The sequence below is a fragment of the Nocardiopsis terrae genome (genome assembly GCF_014651695.1).
GTDB classification, from domain to species: domain Bacteria; phylum Actinomycetota; class Actinomycetes; order Streptosporangiales; family Streptosporangiaceae; genus Nocardiopsis; species Nocardiopsis terrae.
This window is the reverse complement of record NZ_BMXJ01000004.1, coordinates 79,651-102,053: the sequence shown is the minus strand read 5'-3', so window position 1 is coordinate 102,053 and position 22,403 is coordinate 79,651. Positions and strand designations below refer to the sequence as shown.

The 22,403-nt window shown below is 73.7% G+C and carries 17 protein-coding genes; 6 read left to right on the top strand and 11 right to left on the bottom strand.

The annotated features are described in order from the left end of the window. Nucleotides 1–78: 78 nt before the first annotated feature. Complete coding sequence (gene menD / locus IE195_RS11985; protein WP_191270724.1) at nt 79–1,788, top strand: 2-succinyl-5-enolpyruvyl-6-hydroxy-3-cyclohexene-1-carboxylic-acid synthase; 1,710 nt, start codon at nt 79–81, stop codon at nt 1,786–1,788. Nucleotides 1,789–1,837: 49 nt separating this feature from the next. Here the strand turns inward: menD and IE195_RS11980 are convergent, their stop codons facing one another. From IE195_RS11980 to IE195_RS11940, 9 genes are all read right to left on the bottom strand, one after another. Beyond that, nucleotides 1,838–3,265: a glutamine synthetase family protein gene (locus tag IE195_RS11980; protein ID WP_191270722.1), complete on the bottom strand. Its 1,428-nt coding sequence runs from the start codon at nt 3,263–3,265 to the stop codon at nt 1,838–1,840. Then, nucleotides 3,262–5,109, bottom strand: coding sequence for an IucA/IucC family protein (locus IE195_RS11975; protein WP_191270720.1), 1,848 nt, complete (start codon nt 5,107–5,109; stop codon nt 3,262–3,264). The genes IE195_RS11980 and IE195_RS11975 overlap by 4 nt, the downstream gene beginning before the upstream one ends. Nucleotides 5,110–5,141: 32 nt before the next feature. After that, the gene (locus IE195_RS11970; RefSeq protein ID WP_191270718.1) at nt 5,142–6,917 is read right to left on the bottom strand and encodes an IucA/IucC family protein; all 1,776 of its coding nucleotides are present in this window, start codon (nt 6,915–6,917) and stop codon (nt 5,142–5,144) included. Continuing rightward, nucleotides 6,910–8,205, bottom strand: coding sequence for an MFS transporter (locus tag IE195_RS11965; protein ID WP_191270715.1), 1,296 nt, complete (start codon nt 8,203–8,205; stop codon nt 6,910–6,912). Before IE195_RS11965 ends, IE195_RS11970 begins: the two co-directional genes overlap by 8 nt. Continuing rightward, a complete protein-coding gene (locus IE195_RS11960) occupies nt 8,202–9,530 on the bottom strand; it encodes a lysine N(6)-hydroxylase/L-ornithine N(5)-oxygenase family protein (protein ID WP_191270713.1) in 1,329 nt (442 codons plus the stop codon). The genes IE195_RS11965 and IE195_RS11960 overlap by 4 nt, the downstream gene beginning before the upstream one ends. Beyond that, nucleotides 9,527–11,065, bottom strand: coding sequence for a pyridoxal phosphate-dependent decarboxylase family protein (locus IE195_RS11955; protein ID WP_191270710.1), 1,539 nt, complete (start codon nt 11,063–11,065; stop codon nt 9,527–9,529). The genes IE195_RS11960 and IE195_RS11955 overlap by 4 nt, the downstream gene beginning before the upstream one ends. Nucleotides 11,066–11,100: 35 nt before the next feature. Beyond that, nucleotides 11,101–11,691 carry a GNAT family N-acetyltransferase gene (locus IE195_RS11950; protein WP_191270707.1) on the bottom strand — a complete coding sequence of 197 codons (591 nt, stop codon included), beginning with the start codon at nt 11,689–11,691 and terminating at the stop codon, nt 11,101–11,103. A gap of 141 nt (nt 11,692–11,832) precedes the next feature. After that, nucleotides 11,833–13,104: a type III PLP-dependent enzyme domain-containing protein gene (locus IE195_RS11945; protein ID WP_191270705.1), complete on the bottom strand. Its 1,272-nt coding sequence runs from the start codon at nt 13,102–13,104 to the stop codon at nt 11,833–11,835. A 144-nt stretch (nt 13,105–13,248) separates the two neighbouring features. After that, nucleotides 13,249–14,274 (bottom strand): ABC transporter substrate-binding protein, encoded by a 1,026-nt coding sequence (locus IE195_RS11940; RefSeq protein WP_191270703.1) that lies wholly within the window; start codon nt 14,272–14,274, stop codon nt 13,249–13,251. A gap of 167 nt (nt 14,275–14,441) precedes the next feature. Between IE195_RS11940 and IE195_RS11935 the strand changes: the two genes are divergently transcribed. The 5 genes from IE195_RS11935 (at nt 14,442) to IE195_RS11915 (ending at nt 20,236) form a co-directional block, all read left to right on the top strand. Beyond that, nucleotides 14,442–15,524, top strand: a complete 1,083-nt coding sequence (locus tag IE195_RS11935) for a FecCD family ABC transporter permease (RefSeq protein WP_191270701.1) — start codon at nt 14,442–14,444, stop codon at nt 15,522–15,524. After that, complete coding sequence (locus IE195_RS11930) at nt 15,521–16,630, top strand: FecCD family ABC transporter permease (RefSeq protein ID WP_191270699.1); 1,110 nt, start codon at nt 15,521–15,523, stop codon at nt 16,628–16,630. Before IE195_RS11935 ends, IE195_RS11930 begins: the two co-directional genes overlap by 4 nt. Continuing rightward, complete coding sequence (locus tag IE195_RS11925; RefSeq protein ID WP_191270697.1) at nt 16,627–17,478, top strand: ABC transporter ATP-binding protein; 852 nt, start codon at nt 16,627–16,629, stop codon at nt 17,476–17,478. The genes IE195_RS11930 and IE195_RS11925 overlap by 4 nt, the downstream gene beginning before the upstream one ends. Then, nucleotides 17,475–17,909 (top strand): NUDIX hydrolase, encoded by a 435-nt coding sequence (locus tag IE195_RS11920; RefSeq protein ID WP_191270695.1) that lies wholly within the window; start codon nt 17,475–17,477, stop codon nt 17,907–17,909. Before IE195_RS11925 ends, IE195_RS11920 begins: the two co-directional genes overlap by 4 nt. A 305-nt stretch (nt 17,910–18,214) precedes the next feature. Beyond that, the gene (locus tag IE195_RS11915; protein WP_191270693.1) at nt 18,215–20,236 is read left to right on the top strand and encodes a PhoX family protein; all 2,022 of its coding nucleotides are present in this window, start codon (nt 18,215–18,217) and stop codon (nt 20,234–20,236) included. A gap of 137 nt (nt 20,237–20,373) precedes the next feature. Here the strand turns inward: IE195_RS11915 and IE195_RS11910 are convergent, their stop codons facing one another. Both IE195_RS11910 and IE195_RS11905 read right to left on the bottom strand, forming a co-directional pair. Beyond that, nucleotides 20,374–20,823 carry a GNAT family N-acetyltransferase gene (locus IE195_RS11910; RefSeq protein WP_191270691.1) on the bottom strand — a complete coding sequence of 150 codons (450 nt, stop codon included), beginning with the start codon at nt 20,821–20,823 and terminating at the stop codon, nt 20,374–20,376. A 109-nt stretch (nt 20,824–20,932) separates the two neighbouring features. Beyond that, a complete protein-coding gene (locus IE195_RS11905; RefSeq protein ID WP_191270689.1) occupies nt 20,933–22,216 on the bottom strand; it encodes an isochorismate synthase in 1,284 nt (427 codons plus the stop codon). Nucleotides 22,217–22,403 lie beyond the last annotated feature (187 nt).

Sequence of the window (22,403 nt, the reverse complement as noted above, 5' to 3'; positions counted from 1 at the left end):
TGGAAGGTCCCGGGGCCGTGCGGTCGGGTCGGATCGCATGGTGATACTGGTACATACCCTGACGAACGAAAGACTTAGATGAATCCGTCTACCGCCCTGGCGCGGGTCCTCGTCGACGAACTGGCCCGCTGCGGGCTGGCCGAGGCCGTCGTCGCGCCCGGGTCGCGCTCGACCCCACTGGCGCTGGCCCTGGTCGCCCACCCCGGGATCCGGGTCCACGTTCGGGTGGACGAGCGTTCCGCCTCCTTCCTCGCCCTGGGGCTGGCCCGGGCCTCGCGCCGGCCGGTGGCGGTGGTGTGCACCTCCGGGACTGCGGCCGCCAACTTCCACCCGGCGGTGATGGAAGCTGACGAGAGCGCGGTCCCGCTGCTGGTGCTCACCGCGGACCGGCCGCCGGAGCTGCGCGGCACCGGGGCCAACCAGACCGCGGACCAGATCGGTCTGTACGGCGCCGCGGTGCGCATGTTCACCGAGGTCGGCACCCCCGACCCCGCCCCGGGGATGGTGGCGTACTGGCGTTCCCTGAGCTGCCGCGCCTGGGCGGCGGCCATCGGCGGCCGCCCAGGCCCGGTCCACCTCAACGTGGCCTTCCGCGAGCCGCTCACCCCGGACGAGACCACGGACGCACCGACCTGGACGGCCCCCCTGGACGGTCGGCCGGACGGCCGACCGTGGATCTCCCGCTCCGGGCCCGCCACCGAACCGGCCCCTCTCACCCTGCCCGACGTGGAGCGGGGCGTCATCGTGTGCGGTGACGGCGACTACGACCCGGTGCCCTTCCTGGCCCTGGCCGAGCTGACCGGCTGGCCCCTGCTCGCCGAACCCACCTCCAACGCCCGCCGGGCCGGAGCGGTCTCCGCCTACCGCCAGCTGCTGGCCTCGCCCGGATTCACCGCCGCGCACGCCCCCGAACTGGTCGTGAGCGTGGGCCGCCCCAACCTCTCCCGGCAGATCCTGGCCTTCCTGCGCAGCGCCGAACGGCACGTGGTGGTGACCGCGGGCGCGGTGGGCGACCCCGCGGCGAGTCTGGCCAACGACTTCTCCGACCCCGCACGGACCGCCACCGACGTGGTGGCGTCGGTGGCGCCGCCGGCCGGGGCGGACCCGGACGGCCCGCGGCGTACCGGGTGGTCCCGGGAGTGGGCGCGCGCGGAGGCCGCCGCCCGGGCCGCGGTCGACGGGGTGCTGGACGCCGACGAGGCGCTCTCCGAACCACGTCTGGCCCGTGACCTGGTTTCCCAGCTGGGTGCCGGTTCGCTGCTGTTCGCCGGGTCCAGCATGCCTATCCGGGACCTCGACGCCACGATGGGGGCCCGCTGCGGGGTGCGCCTGTTGGGCAACCGGGGTGTGAGCGGGATCGACGGGACGGTGTCGACGGCGGTCGGGGCGGCCCTGGCCCACCAGGCCGAGGGCGGGGGGCGCTCCTACGCCCTGCTCGGCGACCTGGCGGTGCTGCACGACCAGAACGGCCTGATCATCGGTCCCGGTGAGCCGCGCCCGGACCTGGCGGTGGTCGTGGTCAACAACGACGGGGGCGGGATCTTCTCGGGGCTGGAGCAGGCGGGCCACCCCGACTTCGAGCGGGTCTTCGGGACCCCGCACGGGGTGTCGATGGAGCGGGTGGCCGCCGTGGCGGACCTGCCCTACACCCGCGTGGAGTGGGCCACCGACCTGCCCAAGGCGCTTCTGGGCGAGGGCCTGCGCCTCGTGGAGGTGTGCACGACGCGGGCCGACAGCGCGATCCTGCGCCGCCGTATCCAGGGGGCGGTGGACGCGGCGGTCGCGTGAGGCACCGTCTCCCGCCGGGACGGCTTCCGGCGGGAGACGGGCGGGCTCCTCAGCCCCGTTCGAAGTGTCGGCGGCGCTCGAAGTCGGTGACCGTGGCCGAGAACGCCGCCAACTCGGCGCGACCCGCGGCGGCGTAGTGCCGCACCACGTCCGGTCCGAAGCAGGCGCGGGCGATCTCACTGCCCTCCCACGCCAGCACCGCCTCCTCCAGGGAGGCCGGGAGCCGGGGCGTCTCCTGGTCGAAGGCGTTGCCCGCCGTCGGCTCGGGCAGCGGCAGCGCCTGCTCGACGCCGTACAGCCCCGAGGCGATGATCGCCGCCACCGCCAGATAGGGGTTGGCGTCGCCGCCCGGCACCCGGAACTCGATCCGCGCCGACTCCCCCGAGCCCACCACCCGCACCGGGCAGGTCCGGTTGTCCAGCCCCCAGGCGATGCCGCTGGGCGCGTAGGCCTGCGGGGACAGCCGCTTGAACGAGTTCACGTTCGGGGCGTACACCAGCGCGAAGTCCCGCATGCAGGCGAGCTGGCCCGCCACGAAGTGCTCCATGTACTTCGACATCCCGTACCGGCCCGTCCCGTCGTCGGCGAAGACCGGGTCGCCGTCCTCGTCGCGCAGGGACAGGTGCACGTGGCAGGAGTTGCCCTCGCCCTCGTCGTACTTGGCCATGAAGGTCAGCGCCACCCCGGCCTGGGCGGCCAGCGCACGGGCACCCGCCTTGTACACGACGTGGTTGTCGCAGGCGCGCAGCGCGTCGTCGTAGCGGAACACGATCTCGTACTGGCCCGGGTGGCACTCCCCGCGCGCCGACTCCACCGTCATGCCGGTGCGTTCCATCGCGGTGCGGATGCGCCGCATGAGCGGGTCGATCTCGGTGACCTCGGGCACCGCGTAGTCGGAGTTGAACCGCGTGGCCGGGGTCAGACCGCGGTAGTGCGACTCGAACGCGCTCTGGTAGTCGTCCCGGAACACCAGGAACTCCAGTTCAGTTCCGGCCAGGGCCCGCCATCCGCGTTCGGCGAGCCGGTCCAGCTGGGTCCGCAGCACCTGGCGGGGCGCGACGGCCACGGGCGCCCCGTCGGCGCCGTGCGCGTCGCCCAGGACGAGTGCCGTCCCCGGGTCCCAGGGCAGGTAACGCAGGGTGGACAGGTCGGGCACGATGTCGAAGTCGCCCAGACCCCCGCCCCACGGGTCGGTGGCGTACCCCGGCCGCGCCTCCATCTCCACGTCGGTGGCCAGCAGGTACAGGCAGGCCCCGAAGCCGTCCCGGATGATCCGGTCGGTGAAGTCGCCCGGGCGCACCCTGCTGCCCTGGACCCGTCCCTGCACGTCGGGCAGGGCGACGATCACGTCGGTGATCGCGCCCGAGGCGGCGTCGGCGCCCAGCCGGTCCAGGGGGACCGGGAAGGGCGGCGGAGGAGGGGAGGGCGGCAGGGTCTCGGTCAGGGGCGGCAGGCCGTCGCCGATCAGGTCACTCACGCGGCGGCCTCCCGGGCGGGTCGGTGCAGGGGGTTGGGGATCGCCGGCGCGTCCAGGTGGAACTCGGCGTCGCGTTCGGCGCGGTCGTGGTAGCCGCCGCCCAGCAGCCGCTCCCGGTTCAGGCAGACCCGCTCGAACTCGGGCGCGAGCAGGTCGAACAGCGTGAAGCGCTCGGCCAGCTCCGGGAACTCCTCCTGGTAGCGCAGCACCTCGGCGCGGACCAGTTCCCAGAAGCGCTCCTCGGCCACCCCCAGGTGGTCCTGGAGCAGCGGCGCCAGGTATCGGAAGTGCCCGACCAGCAGGGACTTGGCGACCGAGGAGGTCAGCTCGGCGGCGTCGAAGCGCATGAGCACACCCAGCGCCTCGCGGGGCAGGGAGGCGTACTCGGGCAGGTCGGTGTCCAGCAGTTTCATGTCGTCGACGAAGTCCTTGACCGCCAGCCGCGCGGGCCGGTCGCGGCCGTCGAAGACCACGATGGCGTTCTCGCCGTGCGGGTTGAACGCCAGCCCGTAGCGGTAGAGCAGGTGCAGTACGGGCGGCAGGACCGCTGCGAGGAGGGCGCGCAGCCACTCCTCGGCCGCCAACCCGGAGCGCTGGACGAGTTCGGCGGTGAAGGCCCGCCCCTGGCCGTCCACGTGCAGCAGCGCCGCCAGGGTGCGGGCCCGCTCCCCTTCGTCCAGCTGGGCGGTGACGGGTTCGCGCCACAGCGCGCCGAGCAGCTGCCGGTGCCGGTAGGGGGCGTCGGGGATGTCCTCCAGGACCGGGTGGCGCACGGCCACGGCGGCGACCTCGCCCGGCAGGATGACCCGGCAGCGTTCGGACAGGAAGGCGTCACCCGCGTGCAGGGCGCGTACCCACCGGGTGCTGGCGGGCGCGGCCCGGCACAGCTCGGTGGGGATGCCCCGGTAGACCATCGTGTTGAGGATGGCCAGCGACACCTTGACGTTGTGCCGGTCGGGTCGGGAGAGGTTGGTGAAGGTGCGGATGGACTGCTGGGGCAGGTAGTCGTCGCCGGCCTCGCCCAGGGGCACGATGAGCCCGGCGGCGAGTTCGGCGGCGAACAGCGGCACGACCACCTCGTCCCACTGCCAGGGGTGGACCGGCAGCCACACGTACTCCGCGGCGGGTGTGCCCTGGGGGCGGCCCCGGTCGAGGCTCCCGGTGAACCGCCGTACCTCGGCGGGGTCCAGCTCCCGTGCGATCAGGGCGTCCTGGTCCAGGCCGGGGACGCCGTGGTGCTCGGCGAGGGAGCGGTGCACGGCGATCCACGGCAGGCGCAGGGGACGGCGGGCCTCGGGCGGGAACTGTGCCCGGTCGCGGCCGGAGAAACCGACCCGGCCCTTGTTGGCGAAGATCCACGGGTGCCCGCTCTGGTGGCCCTCCAGCTCGGCGTGGGGGAGTTCGGCCAGCTCGGCGGCGCCGGTGCGGCTCTGGGCCAGTCGGCAGTCGGCGCTGAGGGTGGCGGTCAGCTCCCCCACGGTGAAGGCCTCCACCGCCGGGTCGATGAGCCCGGCCGAACCCAGGTCGCGCAGGAGTGTGAAGGGCGCGGCGGGGGTGACGGAGCCGTCGGCGGCCTCGCGCCGGGCCGTGCCGGGGTGCACGAGCCAGCCGTCCATGGTGGTGCGTCGGCCCTCGAAGAGGTAGACGGCTCCGGGGGCGACGGGGGCGCGCCACCGGTGCCCCCCGCCCTCGACGGGCGCCTGCGGCGCGGCCCCTCCCGGGCCGTCGGGGACGGGGCGCAGCGCGTACTCGAAGCACAGTTCGGCCAGCATCTTGGCGACCAGGCGGTCACTGGCGCGGCCGAAGTGCTCGGCGGTGAGCTCGGCGGGGACGGTGGTGGGCATGGGTGGTGTCTCCGGGGAAAGGGGCGTGGTGGTCATCGCGGGGCCAGCGGGTTGTCGACCTGGCCGTGCATGACGTCGAACTCGGCGTCGCGTTCGGCGCGCTCGTGGAAGCCGCCGCCCATGAGCTGCTCCCGGTTCAACGCGACCCGGCCCACGCGCGGCGCCAGCAGGTCGAACCAGGCGAAGCGCTCGGCCAGTTCGGGGAAGCGCTCCTGGTAGGCCAGCACCTGCTCGCGGGCCAGCGCCCACAGCTGGTCGGGGTCCACGCCGAGCTGGCACCGGACGATGTCGGCGAGGAAGCGCAGGTGACCGGCGCAGATCGCCGAGAGTACCGAGTGGGCCAGCTCGCCCGGCTCCCAACGGTGCAGCTGGGCGCGCACGCGGTCGGGGATCTCGGCGTACTCGGGCAGGTCGAAGGGCAGGAGTTCGACGTCGGACCCGAAGTCCTTCAGCGCGATGCGGGCGGGCCGCTCGTGCTCGTCGAAGACCAGGACGACGTTCTCCCCGTGCGGGGTGAAGGAGGCGCCGTAGCGGTAGAGGTAGTGCAGCACCGGCGGGAACAGCGCGCCCAGGAAGCGGCGCAGCCACTCCACGGGCTCCAGCCCCGACCGCTGGACCAGCTCGGCCACCAGGGCGCGCCCGTCGGAGCCCTCCAGCAGCAGGCAGGCCATGGTGCGGGCCCGCTCGCCGGGGGCCAGGTGGCGGTGGATCGGCTCGCGCCAGATGGTGCCCAGCAGCTCGTGGAAGCGGTAGGGGGCCTGGGGCAGCCGGTCCAGGACCGGGTGGGGCACGGTCGCCGAGGCCCGCTCGGCGAGCATGATCACCCCGGTCTCGGCGAAGTAGGGGTCGCGCTCGGCCAGGGTCCGCAGCCAGGTGCTGGTGTGCGGGGCGCAGCCGGTCTGGGTGCCAGAGAGGCCGCGCCAGACCAGGGTGTTGCGGATCATCAGCGGCACCTTGACGTTGAGCCGGTCGGGCCGGTCCAGGTTCATCAGGGTGCGGATGGACTGGAAGGGGCGGTACCGGTCGCGGCTGGTTCCGAGCCGTACCAGGCGGCCCAGGGCGAGTTCGGCGGCGAAGAGCGGGGCGATGACCTCGTCCCACTGGAAGGGGTGGACGGGCAGCCACTGGTAGGTGTCGGGGTCGCCGCCCGCCTCGCGCACGCGCCGGGCGAACCCGGTGCGCTGGTCGTCGTCGAGTTCCTCCCGGAGCAGGCCCGGGCGGTCGGTGCCGGCCATGGACTGGAAGCGGGCCAGGTCGGGGTGGACGGCGATCCACACCAGCTGGAAGGCGCCGCGCGCCTCGGGGGTGTAGCGCTCGGCGTCGGCGGCCGAGAAGCCCAGACGGCCCTTGTTGACGAAGATGCAGGGGTGGCCGGTCTGGTAGCCCTCCAGGTCCTCGTAGGGCAGGTCGGCCAGGGCCTCCGCGTCGGGGACGGCCTGGAGCAGTCGGGCGTCGGCGGTGTGCGTGGCCAGCAGGTCGCGGACGACCTCGGCCAGGGAGTCACCGGGCAGCCCGATGGTCTTCTGGGCGTCGGTGACGAACAGGGTGGGGTCCCAGGCGTCCTTCGCCCCCCGGTCGGTGGTGCGGGTGAAGGAGTCGGGGTCCACGTGCCAGGAACCGAACCCGCCCCGGCGCGCGGTGAAGGCGTAGGCGGTCCCGTCGTCCACGGCCAGGGTCCAGCGGTCGGCGCCCTCGCCCCGGGGCGTGATCATCTCCTCGTAGGCCATCTCGCCGACCATGTGGGCGAGCAGGCGGCGGCCCGCCCGGCGCCAGACGTCGGCGGTGGGGGGCGTTGCGGTCTCAGACATGCTGGTCCCTCTCCTCACGGGCCCGCGCGCTCGGCGCGGGAGGTGTCGGGTGTGACGGGTGGTGCGATGACGGGTCGGCCGGGGCCGGGGCGGGGTCGGGGGCGTTCGTGCGGGGCGCGCCCGGTGCCGAGGGAAGTGCGATGAGCAGCAGCGAGAGTACGGCGAACAGCGCCGCGCCGGCCGCCAGCGGCAGCCCGAGTCCGGCGGAGGCCAGCCCGGTGGCCAGGACCGGGCTGAGCAGTGTGGCGCTGACGCGGACGGTTTCCACGGCCGCGAAGGCCGGGCCGCGGGCCCGCGTCACCGCGAACACCCGCAGGTCCAGGGCGACGTGTCCCAGGCCCAGGCCCGCGCCGAAGACCACCCGTCCCAGGGCGAGCAGGCCCAGTCCCGGCGCCAGGAACTGCACGAGCAGGCCCGCCGCAGCCAGCGCGCACGCTGCCGGGAGCAGCGCCCGCCCCAGCAGGGCGTGGGCCCTGCCGGCCAGGGGGAGCACCGCCAGGACGGTCAGCTGCGGGAGCAGGAACAGCCCGGCGGACAGGGCGGGGTCGACCCCCGTCTCCTCGGCGTACACGGTGAAGAAGGGGCGCACGACCAGGCGGGCGGTCTCGGCGGCCAGCACGGCGGCGCACACCGCCGCGAGCGCGGCCAGCGTCCGTGCGCCCGGTCGGGTGGAGGGCGCGGCTCCGGTGCCGGCCCGGGTGTCGGGAGCGGCCGGGGTTCCGGCCTCGGCCGAGGGGGCGGCGCGCCGGGGCAGGTGGCGGTGGCACAGCACGGCCAGGGCCAGGTAGAGCAGCGCGCACGAGGCGATGCCCCACCGGGGGTCGGGCAGGGCGATGATCGCCGCGCCCAGGACCGTGGCCCCCACGATGCCGACGTTGATCACGTAGGCGTAGACCGTCACGTCGCGCAGCCGGTCGCCGCCGCTGCCCACGAAGGCCGGGTAGGCCAGGGCGAAGGACATGGTGACCGCCACCTGGACGGCCGAGAGCGCGGTGAAGGCGGTGAAGGTCGGTGAGAGCGCGATCGCCACCTCCAGCACGGCGGCGGCCACCAGCCCCCAGGTGACCAGCGAGGCCATGGTCAGGCGGCGGGCAACCAGCCCCCACAACGGCATCGCGGTCAGGGCGGTGACCCGGCACACCCAGATGTAGGTACCGGTCGCGGCCACGTCCGTGACGCCGAACAGGCGCTCGAACAGCTGGGGGTAGAACGGGCTCAGCGCCACGTCCGAGACCACGTGCATGACGACGACGAGCAGGTACAGGCGGCGGAAGGAGGGGTTGTTCACCGTCCGGCCCCGGGCGCGGGCGCGCCGAAGGAGGTGAAGGCGGTGCGTTCGGGCAGTCGGTGGACGGTGCGTCCGGCGACGCTGTTGAGGATGGTGGCCGCGCGCCAGGCGCCCAGCCCCAGGTCCGGTGCGCCGACGCCGTGCGTGTGCAGTTCGGCGTTCTGCACGTGGATGGGGGCCTCCAGCGCCGGGTCGGCCGACAGGCGCAGGTCGGCGCCGATGACCGGTCGGCCGCGGTCGTCGGTGTGCAGGAACTCGGCGACGGGCGCCAGGAAGTCGGGGTCGCGCTGGGCGTAGCCGGAGGCGGCCACGACGGCGTCGGTGCGCACGGTGAACTCGCGGTCCTGCTCGCGGTGGACGAAGGTGAGCTCGTAGCCGTCCGCCGCGCGCCGGGCCGCCCGCAGTTCGCAGTGGGCGCGCAGGCTGGCTCCGGTGGGGGCGCCGGCGATGCCGCGTTCGTAGAGCACGTCGTGGATCTCGGAGATGGTGTCGGCGCTGATGCCCTTGTACAGCTGCCACTGCTCGGGCACGGTCCGGTCCTTGACCGGTTGGGGCAGGGCGTGGAAGTAGCGGGTGTAGTCCGGGGTGAAGTGCTCCAGGCCCAGTTTGGAGTACTCCATCGGGGCGAAGGCGGGCGAGCGGGTCAGCCAGTGCACGGCGGTGTCGCGGTGCGCGGCCGAGCGCAGCAGGTCGAGGAAGACCTCGGCGCCGGACTGGCCGGATCCGATCACCGTGACGTCGCCGGCCCCGGCCAGTGCGGGGGCGCGGTCCAGGTAGTGGGCGGCGTGGAAGACCCGGTCGCCCTCCAGGGCGCGCAGGGGCCCGGGCAGGACCGGCTCGGTGCCGATGCCCAGGACCAGGGCGCGGGTGCGCACGCTGGAGCGCCGGCCGTGCGCGTCGAGGTGGTCCACGGTGAGTACGCCGGAGTCGTGGCGCACGGCGCTGACGCGGGCGTCGAAGGTGCACGAGTCCAGGCTGTGGGCCACCCAGCGGCAGTAGTCGTCGTACTCGCGGCGGGGCACGTGGAAGTTCTCGGAGAAGTAGAACGGGAAGAGCCGGTCGTGTGCGCGCAGGTAGGACAGGAACGACCAGCGGCTGGTGGGGTCGACCAGGCTCACCAGGTCGGCGAGGAAGGGGACCTGGAGCCGGGCGCCCTCCAGGAGCAGGCCCGGGTGCCAGGAGAAGGAGGTCCGGGCCTCCAGGAAGTGTGCGGACAGGTCGGGGACGGCGTCGGCGAGGGCGGCCAGGGCCAGGTTGAACGGGCCCAGGCCCACGCCCACGAGGTCGTGCACGTGGCCGTCGCCGGGGGAGGGTGCACTGGTCAACGGGACTCCTGGGGACGGGCTTGCTCGGCGTCGCCGGCGTCGGCGACCAGGGCGAGCAGCGCGGCGGTGTCGTCGGGGGTGGTGTCGGGGTTGAGCAGGGTGAGTTTGAGCCACACCCGGCCCTCGATGCGGGTGCGGCCCACGACGGCGCGGCCCTGCTCGAGCAGGCTGCGGCGGAGCCGGGCGTTGACCCGGTCGCCGTGTTCGGCGTCGCCCCCGGCCCGGTAGCGGAAGACCACCGTGGTCAGGGACGGTTCCTGGGCCAGGTCGAGCCGGGGGTCGGCGGTGACCTGGGCCGCGGCGGAGCGGGCCAGGTCGTGGCAGGCCTCGACCATGGCGCCCAGCCCGTCCGCGCCCAGGGTCCGCAGGGTCACGGCGATCTTGAACACGTCGGCGCGGCGGGTGGTGCGCAGGGAGTAGCCGAGCAGGCTCGGGTAACCGGACTCCTCGTCGTCGGTGGGGTTGAGGTAGTCCACCGAGCGGGACAGCGGGGCGAACAGGGCGCGCTCACGGGTGAGTAGCACACCTGCGGCGACCGGTTGCCAGCCGAGTTTGTGCAGGTCCATGCCGATCGACTGGGCGCCCTCGATGCCGGTGAGCAGGTGGCGCAGGCGCCGGGAGAAGAGCAGGCCGCCTCCGTAGGCGGCGTCCACGTGCAGCCACACGTCGAACTCGCGGGCCAGGCGGACGATCGCGGGCAGGGGGTCGATACCGCCCAGGTCGGTGGTCCCGGCGGTGGCCACGATCGCGACGGGCAGGTCGCCGTCGGCGCGTACGCGTTCCAGGGCCGCGCGTAGGTCCTCGACCCGCATCCGGTGCCCGGCGTCGACCTCGACGGGGACCACGGCGTCCTCGCCCAGGCCGAGCAGGGCGGCCGAACGCTGGACGGAGAAGTGGGCGGCGGCGCCGCACAGGATCCGGGGCCGCGCGGTGCCCGCCGCGCGCGCGACGCCGTGGCGTCCGGGGTCGGTGCCGGCGGCGCCCAGCGCGTGGTCGCGGGCCAGCAGCAGGGCGGTGAGGTTGGATTCGGTGCCGCCGGAGGTGATCACACCGCCGGCCCCCGCGCCGTGGTAGCCGACGAGGTCGGCGAGTTCGGCGACGAGTTGGGTCTCCATCGCCGTCGCGGCCGGGGACTGGTCCCAGGAGTCCAGGGACTGGTTGAGGACCGAGGCGACGGTGTCGGCGGCCACGGCCACGGCCAGGGGCGGGCAGTGCAGGTGGGCGGCGCAGTGCGGGTGGGCGGGGTCGGCGGCCCCGGCGGTGAGGGCCCCGGTCAGGCGGGGCAGCGCGGCGGCGCCGGTGGCGGCCAGGGCGTCGCGGACCGCCGCGTCGACCTCGTGCGGGGTGCTGGCGGGCAGGGGGCCGCCGCGTTCGGTGGTGGCCAGGGCCAGCGTCCGCATGGCGTCGTCGACCAGCGCCGCCACGGCGGCGGGGCCCCGGGGTGCTCCGGCGAGGCGCGGGGGAGGGGGCGGTCCTTCGGGAGAGAGCGGGGTGTCTCTGGGGGTGGCCAGTTCGGCACTGGGGGTGATCGGCATGGGCGCGTGGTACCTGGTTTCCGTGGGTCGGTTTCTCAGACGTTCAGCGGCAGGACCAGGCAGTGGTGGCGGCGCCAACCGGCGTGCGGGGCGAGGTCGCCCACCTGTCGCCAGCCGTTGCGCAGGAAGATCTCCAGCGCGTGGGTGTTGGTCTCGGCCACCAGGCCGGCCGCGCGTTCCTCGTCGCGTCCGCTCAGCAGGAAGGGGGCCATGCGCTCGGCCAGTCCGCTGCGCCGGTAGGGGGTGCGGATGAGGGCCTCGCACACGCCGAAGGTGCGCCCGGGCCACTCGTGTGCGAGGTCGTCCTCGACGCCCGGTGCCGGGGTGAAGCCGTCCCACCAGCCCGTGGTCGTGGGCAGCGTGTAGCCGTAGACGAACGCGGCCGGCTCTCCGTCGGCGTGGCAGGAGGTGAGGCGGAAACCCGGGCGGGCCGCGCTGAAGGCCAGGCGTTCGCGGAAGGGCGGGTCGTTGTGGTCGGGCAGGTGCAGGGCGTGCGCGTAGACCTCCTCGTAGATCTCGACCCAGGGGTCGAGGTCGCTCAGGACGTCTGTGCCGGTGAGGTTGTCGATGCGCCAGGCCGTGGTGTCCTGGGGGCGGGTCGCTGCGCTCGTCGGTGCGGTGGGCACGATGGTGCGGCCTCCTCGGTCGTCGGCGCGCTGGGCGCCCGGGGGTGGGGGCGGGGTGGGGTGAGGGGAACATCGGGGACAAATTAATTAGGCCAGGCTAACCTAACCATGTCAAGGTCGGTGCGTCGCCTGAGATCCGGATCACACCGGCTCGGAGGAATCGACGCTCACCCTCGGCGCCGACGGATGGGCCAGGAACGCGGGCATCGCGAACTCGTGCCCGTAGGCGCCCGCGTTGGGAAAGACCAGGGTGTCGCCCGCGCGCAGCGCCTCCACGCGTACGTCCCGGGCCAGGACGTCCTCGGGGGTGCACAGCTCGCCCGAGATCGTCACCGACGCTCCGTCCACCCGGGGCCGGGGCATCCCCTCGGGCCACGACGGCTCCGCCACCACCGCGAAGTTGTGTCGGATCTCCCACGAGGTCGGCAGCTGGAAGTGGTTGATCCCGCCACGCACGACCGCGAAGTCGAGGCCGTAGGCGGACTTGATGTCGGTCACGCGCGCCGCGTACCACCCGGCGGGGGCGGCGATCCACCTCCCGGGCTCGAAGACGACCTCCACACCCGGGTCGGGCAGCTCCGCCAGCGCCGCCCCGAACCCCTTGACGTCGAAGGCCTCGTCCTCCTCCTCGAAGGGGACGCCGAGCCCGCCGCCCACGTCCACCACCCGCAGGTCCACCCCGTGCGCGTCAGCCGTCCGCCGGGCCCACTCCAGGCACCAGCGCACGTACGCGGCATGGGCGACGGCGTCGGTGTTGCCGCTCACCGCGTGCACGTGGAAGCCGATCAGGTCCAGGCCGGGCAGGGAGAGGGCGGTACGCACCGCCCCGTCCACGAGGGGCTCGGGCAGCCCGAAGGGGGAGGGCGTGCCGCCCATGGCCAGCGCACCGCGCACCGGGACCCGCTCGGGGTTGACGCGCAGCGTCACCGGCAGCACCGTGCCCGCGGCCTCGGCGGCCGCCGAGGCCCGGTACAGCTCCAGCTCGCTCTCGGCGTTGACGACCACCTCGGCGCCGCTCTCGGCCCGAAGGCGGGTCAGGCCGGCGAGCATCTCGGGGGACTTGCCCGGGCCGCTCACGGCGATCGGACGGCCGCGGTGGCCGCCGGCGCTGTCCCGCAGGTGCGTCAGGGCGGAGCGGGCCTCGTGCAGGGACGCGGTCTCGAAGCCGTCGACCGCCTCGGCCAGGTGTGCCAGCACCTCCCCGAAGCCGTTGGACTTGACCGCGAAGTACACCCGCGCCCAGTCGGGCAGCGCACCGCGCAGCTCACGGGCCCGGGACGCGGCCAGGGCGGGGTCGTAGACGTAGCCCGACCCGGGGTCGGCGGCCAGGCGCCGGGCCGCCTCGCGGACGGCCCGGGGGATCCGCTCGGGGGTCAGGGCCGGGGTGTGGTCGAAGGAGCGGGGCGGTTCCATGTGTTCCCTCCGGGTTGGTGGGCCCGCCGTGCCGCCTGCGCGGCGCACGGCAGGGCGAGGGCCCGCGCGGCTGCTGCCGCACGGGCCCGGGGCGGCCCGCTGGGGGCCGGTCGCTGTCACGGCCCGACGCGGGCGGGGCCGACCTCAGCGCTGGGCGTCGACGCCGAAGATCTCGGCGATGTCGTCCAGGGTCTCGTGGGCGGCGATCAGGCCCACGCCCGAGATCCAGTAACCGTCGTCGACCTCGGTGATCTCACCCTCCAGCTCGCTCCACAGCGGGCTGGACTGGTACTCCTCCTTGGACTCCTGGACACCGTCGGCGCCACCGTCGTCGTAGGTGGCCACGAACACGTGGTCGGCGTCCAGGTCGAGCAGGCGCTCCTGGCTGTGGTAGGTGATGATCTCGTCGGTCCCGGTGTCCACGCCGGGGCCGGGCTCCAGGCCCACGTCCTCCAGGATCACGCCGACGTAGGACGTGGGGGTGTACAGGCGCACACCCTCCTCGTCACCGGCGAAGCGGGCCACCGACACGGTCGGGGCCTCACCGCCGTTGGACTCCACGATCTCCTCGCCGATCGCGGCGGCGCGCTCCTCGTACTCGGTGAGCAGTTCCTCGGCCCGGTCCTCGGCGTTCAGGGCCTGGGCGGTCAGGCGCAGGTTGTCCTTCCAGATCGCACCGGTGGTCTCGGACATGACCGTGGGCGCGATCTCGGTGAACTGGCCGTAGCCGTCGCCGTGGCGGACCTCGGCGGACAGGATCAGGTCGGGTTCGGTGGCGGCCACCAGCTCCGGGTCCAGGTCCCACAGCAGCCCCACGGGCTCGGCGTCGTCGGCGGTGCCGGTGTTCCACTCGCTGTTGCGGAGGTAGTCCGGCAGCTCGGTGACGTCCTCGGAGAACGTGGTGAAGCCCACGACGTTGCCGCCCAGGGCCAGGGTGGAGTCCACGAAGGCGGCGTCCAGCGGCAGCACGCGCTCCGGCGGCGCCGGGACCTCGGTCTCGCCCATCTGGTGCTCGACCGTCATCGGGTAGCCCTCGGCGGACTCACCTCCGGTCCCGTCGGAGGTGTCCTCGGCCGGGCCGCTCGCCCCGCAGGCGGTGAGCAGGGCGACGGCCGCGGCCGTCGCGACGGTGGGCAGGCCCGCACGGCGCAGCGGGGTCCAGGCGTTCATTCTCAGGTACTCCATCGGTTAGGGGACGATCTGGGGCATGCGAGCAGCGGGGGACATACCCCGGATGTGTGGTTCCTGGTTGGGACGTGGCAAACTTAGATCATCAAAGTGTGGCTAGGCAAACCTAACTAAGGTTGACCTGGCCTTCGTCATGATGGGAGACCTCGGTGCACGACACCAGCGGGCCGCCCCCGAGCCCCGTGTCGGCCCCCGCCCCGGACGCCTCCGACCTGCGCGGGGGCGTACTCGGGGCCCGACGCGCACGTCGCCTCGCCGGGCTGGCGGCCCTGGCGCTCGCCCTGGGAGCGGTCGTGGCCGCGAGCGTCCTCGTGGGCGCCCGCGCCCTGGACCCCGTAACCGTGTGGCAGGCGCTCGCCGGGACCGCCGACCGCGAGGCCGACATCATCGTCCACCAGATCCGGCTGCCCCGCACCGCCCTGGGCGTGCTCGCCGGGATCAGCCTGGGACTGGGCGGCGCACTCATGCAGGGCCACACCCGCAACCCCCTCGGCGACCCCAGCATCCTCGGCGTCACCTTCGGGGCCGCCCTGGCGGTCGTCCTGGGCATCGCGCTGGCCGGCATCACCGCAGTCCAGGCCCAGTCCGCGCTCGCCTTCGGCGGCGCCGCACTCGCCGCCGTCGTCGTCTACGCCATCGGCTCCGTCCCCGGACGCGGACCCACACCCATCACCCTGGCCCTGGCCGGGACCGCCGTCAGCTGGCTGTGCTACTCCGTGGTCTCGGGGGTGGTCCTGCTGGACCGGGCCACCATGGACAACTTCCGGTTCTGGCGGGTGGGCTCCCTCGTGGGCCGCGACCCCGACATCATCCCCCAGCTGCTGCCCTTCGTGGTCGTGGGCATCCTCCTCGCCCTGTCCAACGCCGGCGCGCTCAACGCCCTGGCCCTGGGCGAGGACACCGCACGCGCCCTGGGACACCGGGTGGGCCGGGCCCGCCTGACGGGGCTGGTCGCCATCACCCTGCTCACCGGCGCCACCGTGGCCGCCTGCGGGCCGATCGCCTTCGTCGGCCTCATCGTGCCGCACGTGGCCCGGGCCGTCGCCGGCTCCGACCACCGGTGGCTGCTGCCCTACTCGGCCCTGATGGGCGCGGTCCTGCTCCTGACCGCCGACGTGCTCGGCCGCTTCCTCGCCCCGCCGGGCGAACTCCAGGTCGGTGTGGTCCTCGCCCTGATCGGTGCCCCGTTCTTCATCTACGTCGTCCGCCGCCGGAGGCTGCTCTCCCTATGACCTCCACCCTCACCCCCACCGACGGCCGCGAGCGCGCCCTGGCCCGCCTGGCACTGCGGTACCGGGTCCTGCGCCTGGGGCCCGTGGCGCTCCCGTGGCGGCCGCGCTTCGTCCTGGCCGGCGCCGTGACGACACTGGTCATGGCCGTGCTGGTGTGGCTCAACCTCATGATCGGGGAGACCGTCCTGACCCCCGGCCAGGTGTGGGCGCACATCATCGGCACCGACTACGAGCACTACTTCACGCTCTGGCGGGTGCGAATGCCCCGCGTGGTGGTCGGTCTGCTGGCCGGAGCCGCCCTGGCCGCGGCCGGGGCCGTCACCCAGACCATCATGCGCAACCCCCTGGCCAGCCCCGACCTGCTCGGCGTCACCCACGGAGCCAGCGCCGGCGTGGTCGCGGTCCTGGCGTTCGGCGGCAGCTACGGCATCGTCAGCGGCACCACGGCCTCCTTCGGCATCCCCGCCGTCGCCCTCGTGAGCGGACTGGCCTCCGGCCTGCTCTGCTACGCCCTGGCCCGTCGCGGCGGCATCGACGGCTACCGGCTGCTGCTGGTGGGCGTGGGCATGTCGGCGGTCCTGATGAACATCACCCTGTGGATGCTCACCCTCGGCGAGGTCACCGACACCGGCCGCGCCATGGTGTGGATCGCGGGCAGCCTGACCATGCGGACCTGGACCAACGCCCTGCCCACCGCCCTGGCCCTGGCTGTGCTGCTGCCGCTGGCCCTGGTGGCCGCGCGCACCCTGGACACGCTCTCCTACAGCGACGACGTGGCCCGGGGCCTGGGCCTGCCCCTGGAACGGGCCCGCACCTCGATGCTGGTGCTGGCCGTGCTGCTGGCCGCCTTCGGGACCTCGGCCGCCGGGCCGATCCTGTTCGTCTCCCTGGCCTGCCCGCAGATCGCCCTGCGCCTGGCCCGCGCACCCAGGCCGCCGGTCCTGCTGTCCGCCCTGGTGGGGGCCACACTGACCTGCGGCGCCGACCTCATCGCCCGCAACCTGCTGACCAACATCCAGCTCCCGGTCGGTGTGGTCACCGGCTGCCTGGGCGCCCTCTACCTCATCTACCTGCTCGTCCGCGGCAACCGAAAGGCCCAAGCGTGACCACTTCACCCAGTCCAGCCGCTCAGGCCGAGGGCCCCGCCACCGACCGCGCACCCTCCCGGCTGAGCGCCCGCGGCCTCACCCTGGCCTACGACGACCACACCGTCGTCGACGGCCTGGACGCCGACATCGTCGAGGGCACCATCACCTGCGTGATCGGGCCCAACGGTTGCGGGAAGTCCACTATGCTGCGCGCCCTGGGCCGCCTCATGCGTCCGAAGTCGGGCGTGGTCGAGCTCGACGGCCGCGACATCCACCGGGTGCCCACCCGCGAGGTGGCACAGGTGCTGGGGGTCCTTCCGCAGCAGCCGGTCGCCCCTGACGGCCTCACCGTCGCCGACCTGGTCGCCCGGGGCCGTCACCCGTCCCAGCGGTGGTACCGGCAGTGGTCGGGCGACGACCACCAGGCGGTCTCCCGGGCCCTCGCACAGACCGGCCTGCTGGAGCTGGCCGACACCCCGATCCAGGAACTGTCCGGAGGCCAGCGCCAGCGCGCGTGGATCTCGATGGTGCTGGCCCAGGGCACGGACCTGCTGCTGCTGGACGAACCCACCACGTTCCTGGACCTGGTGCACCAGGTCGACGTCCTGGACCTGGTCCAGGAACTGCACCGGCAGGGCGGGCGGACGATCGTGATGGTGCTGCACGACCTGAACCTGGCCGCGCGCTACGCCGACACCGTCATCACCATGCGCGAGGGCCGGGTGGTGGCCAGCGGGAGCCCCGCCGAGGTGCTCACCCCCGAACTCCTGCGGAAGGCCTTCGACCTGGAGGCCGTGGTCACCGAGGACCCGGTCACCGGCGGTCCGCTCATCGTCCCCGTCGGCCGCAGCACGGGAGCCGTGTGACCGTCCGGACGGTCCGCGACAAGGCGCTCTGCTACGTCGTCCGTGCGGGACGGCTGCTGGTGTTCCGCCACGTCGACCACCCGCCGGAGGAAGTCGGGCTGCAGGTCCCGGGCGGCGGTGTGCGCCCGGGCGAGTCCCCGGAGGAGGCGGCCCTGCGGGAGGCCCGGGAGGAGACCGGACCGGCGGGCCTGCGCGTGGTGCGCGAGCTGGGGACCGCCGAGCACGACCTCGCCCCGTACCGGTTCGAGCTCCAGCGCCGACACTTCTTCCTGCTGGCGGTGGAGGGACCGGTACCCCGGCGCTGGTTCTCCGCCGAGGACGACGACGGGGCCGGGGAACCGGTCCGGTTCGAGTGCTTCTGGATCCCGCTGGAGTCCGCACACGTGCTGCAGTCCGGTCAGGGAGCCCTGCTGGGCAGAACGTACGACTGAGGCCCGGGGCCGCTCGGAGCGCGACCCGCCGGGGCGAGGCTGGTGGACGGGAGCCCGGGGGTAGTCGAGGATCAGCCTAGGGTCACACGTTGAGTGTTCGTACGACTGTGCGGAGTGAGCACCCCCGACATGTGGGGGGAGTTGTAGGTGCGTTCACCCGGGTTTCACCGGAGCGTGTGAAACCTCGGCCAAGGTCGTGAGCGACCAGGCAGGAGACCTCCTGCACGATCGCCTCCGCACCCCGGGCGGAGCCCCGCAGCTCCTCCCGGGGCGTGTGAGCGGTCACGATCCCCAAGGAGTAACGCGTGCCCGAATCCGCGACCCCGCGCCGTCGGCTTCCCCTCCTCGACCTCGTGGGCGGCGGCAGATCCCGCGCGACGTGCCACTACCGCTGCGGCGACGCCTGTTTCCACCCCGCGCCCAACACCAGCTCCAACTCCTACTTCGGCGACATCTTCCAGGGCGTCCTCTCCCGCCGCTCCGCGCTGCGCGCCGGCGCGGTGACCGCCGGGGCCAGCGCCTTCGGCCTGGCCTCCCTCACCCCGGCGGCGGCCGAGCGCGGCCCGAACCGCCCCCACCCCGCGCCCCGCCTCACCTTCAAGAGCGTGCTGCCCAACAACGACGACGCGCTCACCGTGCCCAAGCACTACGAGCAGCACGTCATCATCCGCTGGGGCGACCCCGTCCTGCCCGGCGCCCCCGAGTTCGACGTCAACGCCCAGACCGCCGAGGCCCAGGCCCAGCAGTTCGGCTACAACTGCGACTACGTCGGCTTCCACCAGCTCGACGACGACCACGGCCTGCTCTGGGTGAACCACGAGTACACCAACGAGAGCATCATGTTCGCGGGCTGGAACGGCGGAGCCAACGCCGACCCCGAGCAGCTCCGCGTCGTCATGGCCGCGCACGGCGGCTCCCTGGTCGAGCTGGAGCGCGTCGGCGGGACCGGCCAGTGGAAGCTGTCGGAGGGCGAGCGCTCCTTCAACCGGCGCATCCACACCTCCACCCCCGTGACCCTCTCGGGCCCCGCCGCCGGCAGCGACCTGCTCAGGACCGAGGCCGACCCCACGGGCACCGAGGTCCTGGGCATGCTCAACAACTGCGCGGGCGGTATGACCCCCTGGGGGACCTTCCTCAGCGGGGAGGAGAACTTCCACCAGTACTTCAGCAACGCGCCCGGCACCGCCGAGACCAACCGCTACGGCCTGAGCACCCGTGCCTCCGGTCGCCGGTGGGACCGGGTCGACGAGCGCTTCGACCTGTCCAAGCACCCCAACGAGGCCAACCGGTTCGGCTACGTCGTCGAGATCGACCCCCTCGACCCCCAGGCCAAGCCGGTCAAGCGCACCATGCTGGGCCGCTTCAAGCACGAGGGCGCCAACACCATCCTGGCCGCCGACGGGCGGGTCGTGGTGTACCTGGGCGACGACGAGCGCTTCGACTACATGTACAAGTTCGTCAGTGACGGCCGGTACGTCGAGGGGTCGCGCCGCCAGAACCTGACGCTGCTGGACTCGGGCACGCTCTACGTCGCCAGGCTCACCGGCAACAGCCCGGCCGAGGAGATCGACGGCTCCGGCGCCCTGCCCGCCGACGGGGAGTTCGACGGCACCGGCGAGTGGATCGCCCTGTGCAACTCCACCAAGAGCTTCGTCCGTGGCTTCAGCGTCGAGGAGGTGCTGGTCCACACCCGGCTGGCGGCCGACGCCGCGGGCGCCACCAAGATGGACCGCCCCGAGGACTTCGAGCCCAGCCCGGTCACCGGCAAGGTCTACTGCGCCCTGACCAACAACTCCGCCCGCGAGCCGGGCCAGGCCGACGAGCCCAACCCGCGCGGCCCCAACCGCTACGGCCACATCCTGGAGATCATCGAGGACGGCGAGGACAACGCCGCCACGTCCTTCGGCTGGAACGTGCCGCTGGTGTGCGGCGACCCCGAGGACGACGACACCTACTACGCGGGCTTCGACAAGTCCAAGGTGATGCCGATCTCGTCGCCGGACAACCTGGCCTTCGACAAGCACGGCAACCTGTGGATCTCCACCGACGGCCAGCCCGGCTCGCTGGGCACGGCCGACGCCCTGCACGTCATGCCGGTCGAGGGCCGCTTCCGCGGCGAGCTCAAGACCTTCGCCACGGTGCCGGTGCGCGCGGAGGCCTGCGGCCCCTTCATCAGCGAGGACAACAAGACCGTCTTCCTCGCGCCGCAGCACCCGGGCGACAACGGCACCTTCGAGTCGCCGACCAGCACCTGGCCCGACGGCGACTTCCCCCGCCCGTCCGTGGCGTGCATCTGGCACCAGGCCGGCCGCGACGTCGGCCAGTGAACCGGCCGCGACAGCGGTGACCTGACCCGGTCGGGCCCCACGGGCCCGGCGCAGGCCCCGGCCCCGGTCCTCTCCGTCGTGGGGGAGGGACCGGGGCCGGTCCTCTTCCCGGCCCCGGAGTCGAGAATCAGTTGCCGCTAGAGGGTCCGCTCGAAGCACAGGGAACCGGGGGAGTCCGCGTAGGCGCCGAAGGCGGGCACGGGCGTGTAGCCGGAACGGGTGTAGAAGCGCACCGCATCTGGCTGGCGGTCACCGGTCTCCAGCCGCAGGCACTTCCACCCCCGATCGCGCGCCCACTCCTCCAGGGCGTTCAACAACACCGCCGCCGCCCCCGAACCTCGGTGCTCGGGCAGCACGTACATGCGTTTGACCTCACCGGCTCCCTCACCGAGGTCGCGCAGGCCGCCACAGCCCACGGCCCTGTCGGCGCCGTCGCGCACCACCGCGAACACGGCGATGTCGGCGGCGGAGGGCGGGGTTCCGGGCTCGGAGTCGGGAGTGCCGTACCGTTCGGCGATCTCCCGCCGCTGTCCGGAGCGCAGCGCGGCGGCCTCGGGGTCGTCCCAGGGGACCAGTTCGACGTTCACGGCACGAAGATGCCGCAGCGGTGTTTCCAGGATGTCAAGAACCCGTTTCGGGCGCGGAACCCCGTGTCCGCCCCACCTCGGCCCCGGCCCCCGGGGGTCTCCGGGGCACTCAGCCCCGCGGGTCGGCGAGGGCCTCGCGCATCACCCGGAACTTCGACTCGGTCTCGGCGGCCTCCGCGGCGGGGTCCGAACCGGCCACGATCCCCCCGCCGGCGTACAGGCGCGCGCTTGAACCGTCCACGCGGGCGCAGCGCAGCGCGATCCCCCATTCGGAGTTGCCCGCGCCGTCCAGCCAGCCGACCGGCCCGGTGTAACCGCCCCGGTCCATCCCCTCGACCTCACCGATCAGCCGCATCGCCGTTTCGGTGGGGGTCCCGCCCACGGCCGCGGTGGGGTGCAGGGCCGCCACCGCGTCCAGTGCCGAGACCCCGGGGGCGAGGCGGGCGTGGACGCGGGTGGCCAGGTGCTGGACGTTGGCGAGTCCGAGCAGGTGCGGCCAGGCGGGGACGGCCAGCTCCGCGGCGAGCGGTTCCAGCGCGGCGCGCAGCGAGTCCACCGCCAGCCCGTGTTCCTCGACGTCCTTGGCCGATGCCATCATCTCCTGGCCCAGGCGCCGGTCGGACTCGGCGTCCTCGCCGCGGGGGCGGGTCCCGGCCAGCACCAGCGAGGTGAGCTGGTCACCCTCCCGGCGCAGCAGCAACTCGGGGGTGGCCCCGACCATGCCGGCGACGGAGAAGGTGAAGCAGGACGGGAACCGGGTGCGCAGCCGCTCCAGCAGGACGCGCACGTCCACGGGGGACTGCGCCCGGGCGATGGCGTCCCGGGCCAGTACGGCCTTCTCCAGTTCCCCCGCCCGGATGCGCCCGACAGTCCCGGCGACCGCGTCCATCCACTCCTGACGGGTCAGTGAACCGGGCCGCCACTCCAGGGGCCCGACCGGGCGCGGCTCGGTGGCGGGGCGCAGCAGCTCCTCGGGATGCTCGACGGGCTCGTCGGTGACGGTGGTCAGCCAGGCGCGGTCGCCGCGGCGGCCCACGAGTACCCGGGGCACGACGAGCGCCGACCCCGGGGAGGTGGGAGCGAAGGTGAACGTGCCGAAGGTGACCAGGCCGGTGCCGGGCAGGCCCACCTCGTCCTCGACCTCGGCGTGCTCCAGCAGTCCGGTGAACCAGCGGGCCGCCTGGGCGATACGGGAGTTGTCGGTGGGCGGAGTCCCGGCGGGGGCGGCTTCGGGCTCCAACCGTGCCGCCTCGCCCCAGCCCACGATCCCGTCGTCCCCGGACAACCAGGCCAGGGCCGCTCCCTCGGGCAGCCGACGGACGAGGCTGCCGGCGCGGTCGCGCAGGGGGACGGTGCGGACGAACAGTTTCGGTGGGCTCAGCACGGCGTTCACAGCAGGAAAGTCTAGGTCCCGGTCCGGCACGCCGTGCCCCTGGTCCGGCGCGTACGGCGGGCCCGGGAGATCCGTGTCCCCGCCTCCTCCGGGGGCTGCGCCGGGGGCCGGAGACGGGCGGCAGGGCCGGGGCACCCGGCCGTTTCCGGCGCCCGCCCCGCGGTGTTTCGCTGACCTGGGACAAGAT

Bases quoted from the DNA above. Each gene is read 5' to 3' on its own strand.
- menD (WP_191270724.1), top strand. From the start codon at position 79: ATGAATCCGTCTACCGCCCTGGCGCGGGTCCTCGTCGACGAACTGGCC.
- IE195_RS11975 (WP_191270720.1), bottom strand. From the start codon at position 5,109: ATGCCCACCACCGTCCCCGCCGAGCTCACCGCCGAGCACTTCGGCCGC.
- IE195_RS11970 (WP_191270718.1), bottom strand. From the start codon at position 6,917: ATGTCTGAGACCGCAACGCCCCCCACCGCCGACGTCTGGCGCCGGGCG.
- IE195_RS11955 (WP_191270710.1), bottom strand. From the start codon at position 11,065: ATGCCGATCACCCCCAGTGCCGAACTGGCCACCCCCAGAGACACCCCG.
- IE195_RS11945 (WP_191270705.1), bottom strand. From the start codon at position 13,104: ATGGAACCGCCCCGCTCCTTCGACCACACCCCGGCCCTGACCCCCGAG.
- IE195_RS11940 (WP_191270703.1), bottom strand. From the start codon at position 14,274: ATGAACGCCTGGACCCCGCTGCGCCGTGCGGGCCTGCCCACCGTCGCG.
- IE195_RS11930 (WP_191270699.1), top strand. From the start codon at position 15,521: ATGACCTCCACCCTCACCCCCACCGACGGCCGCGAGCGCGCCCTGGCC.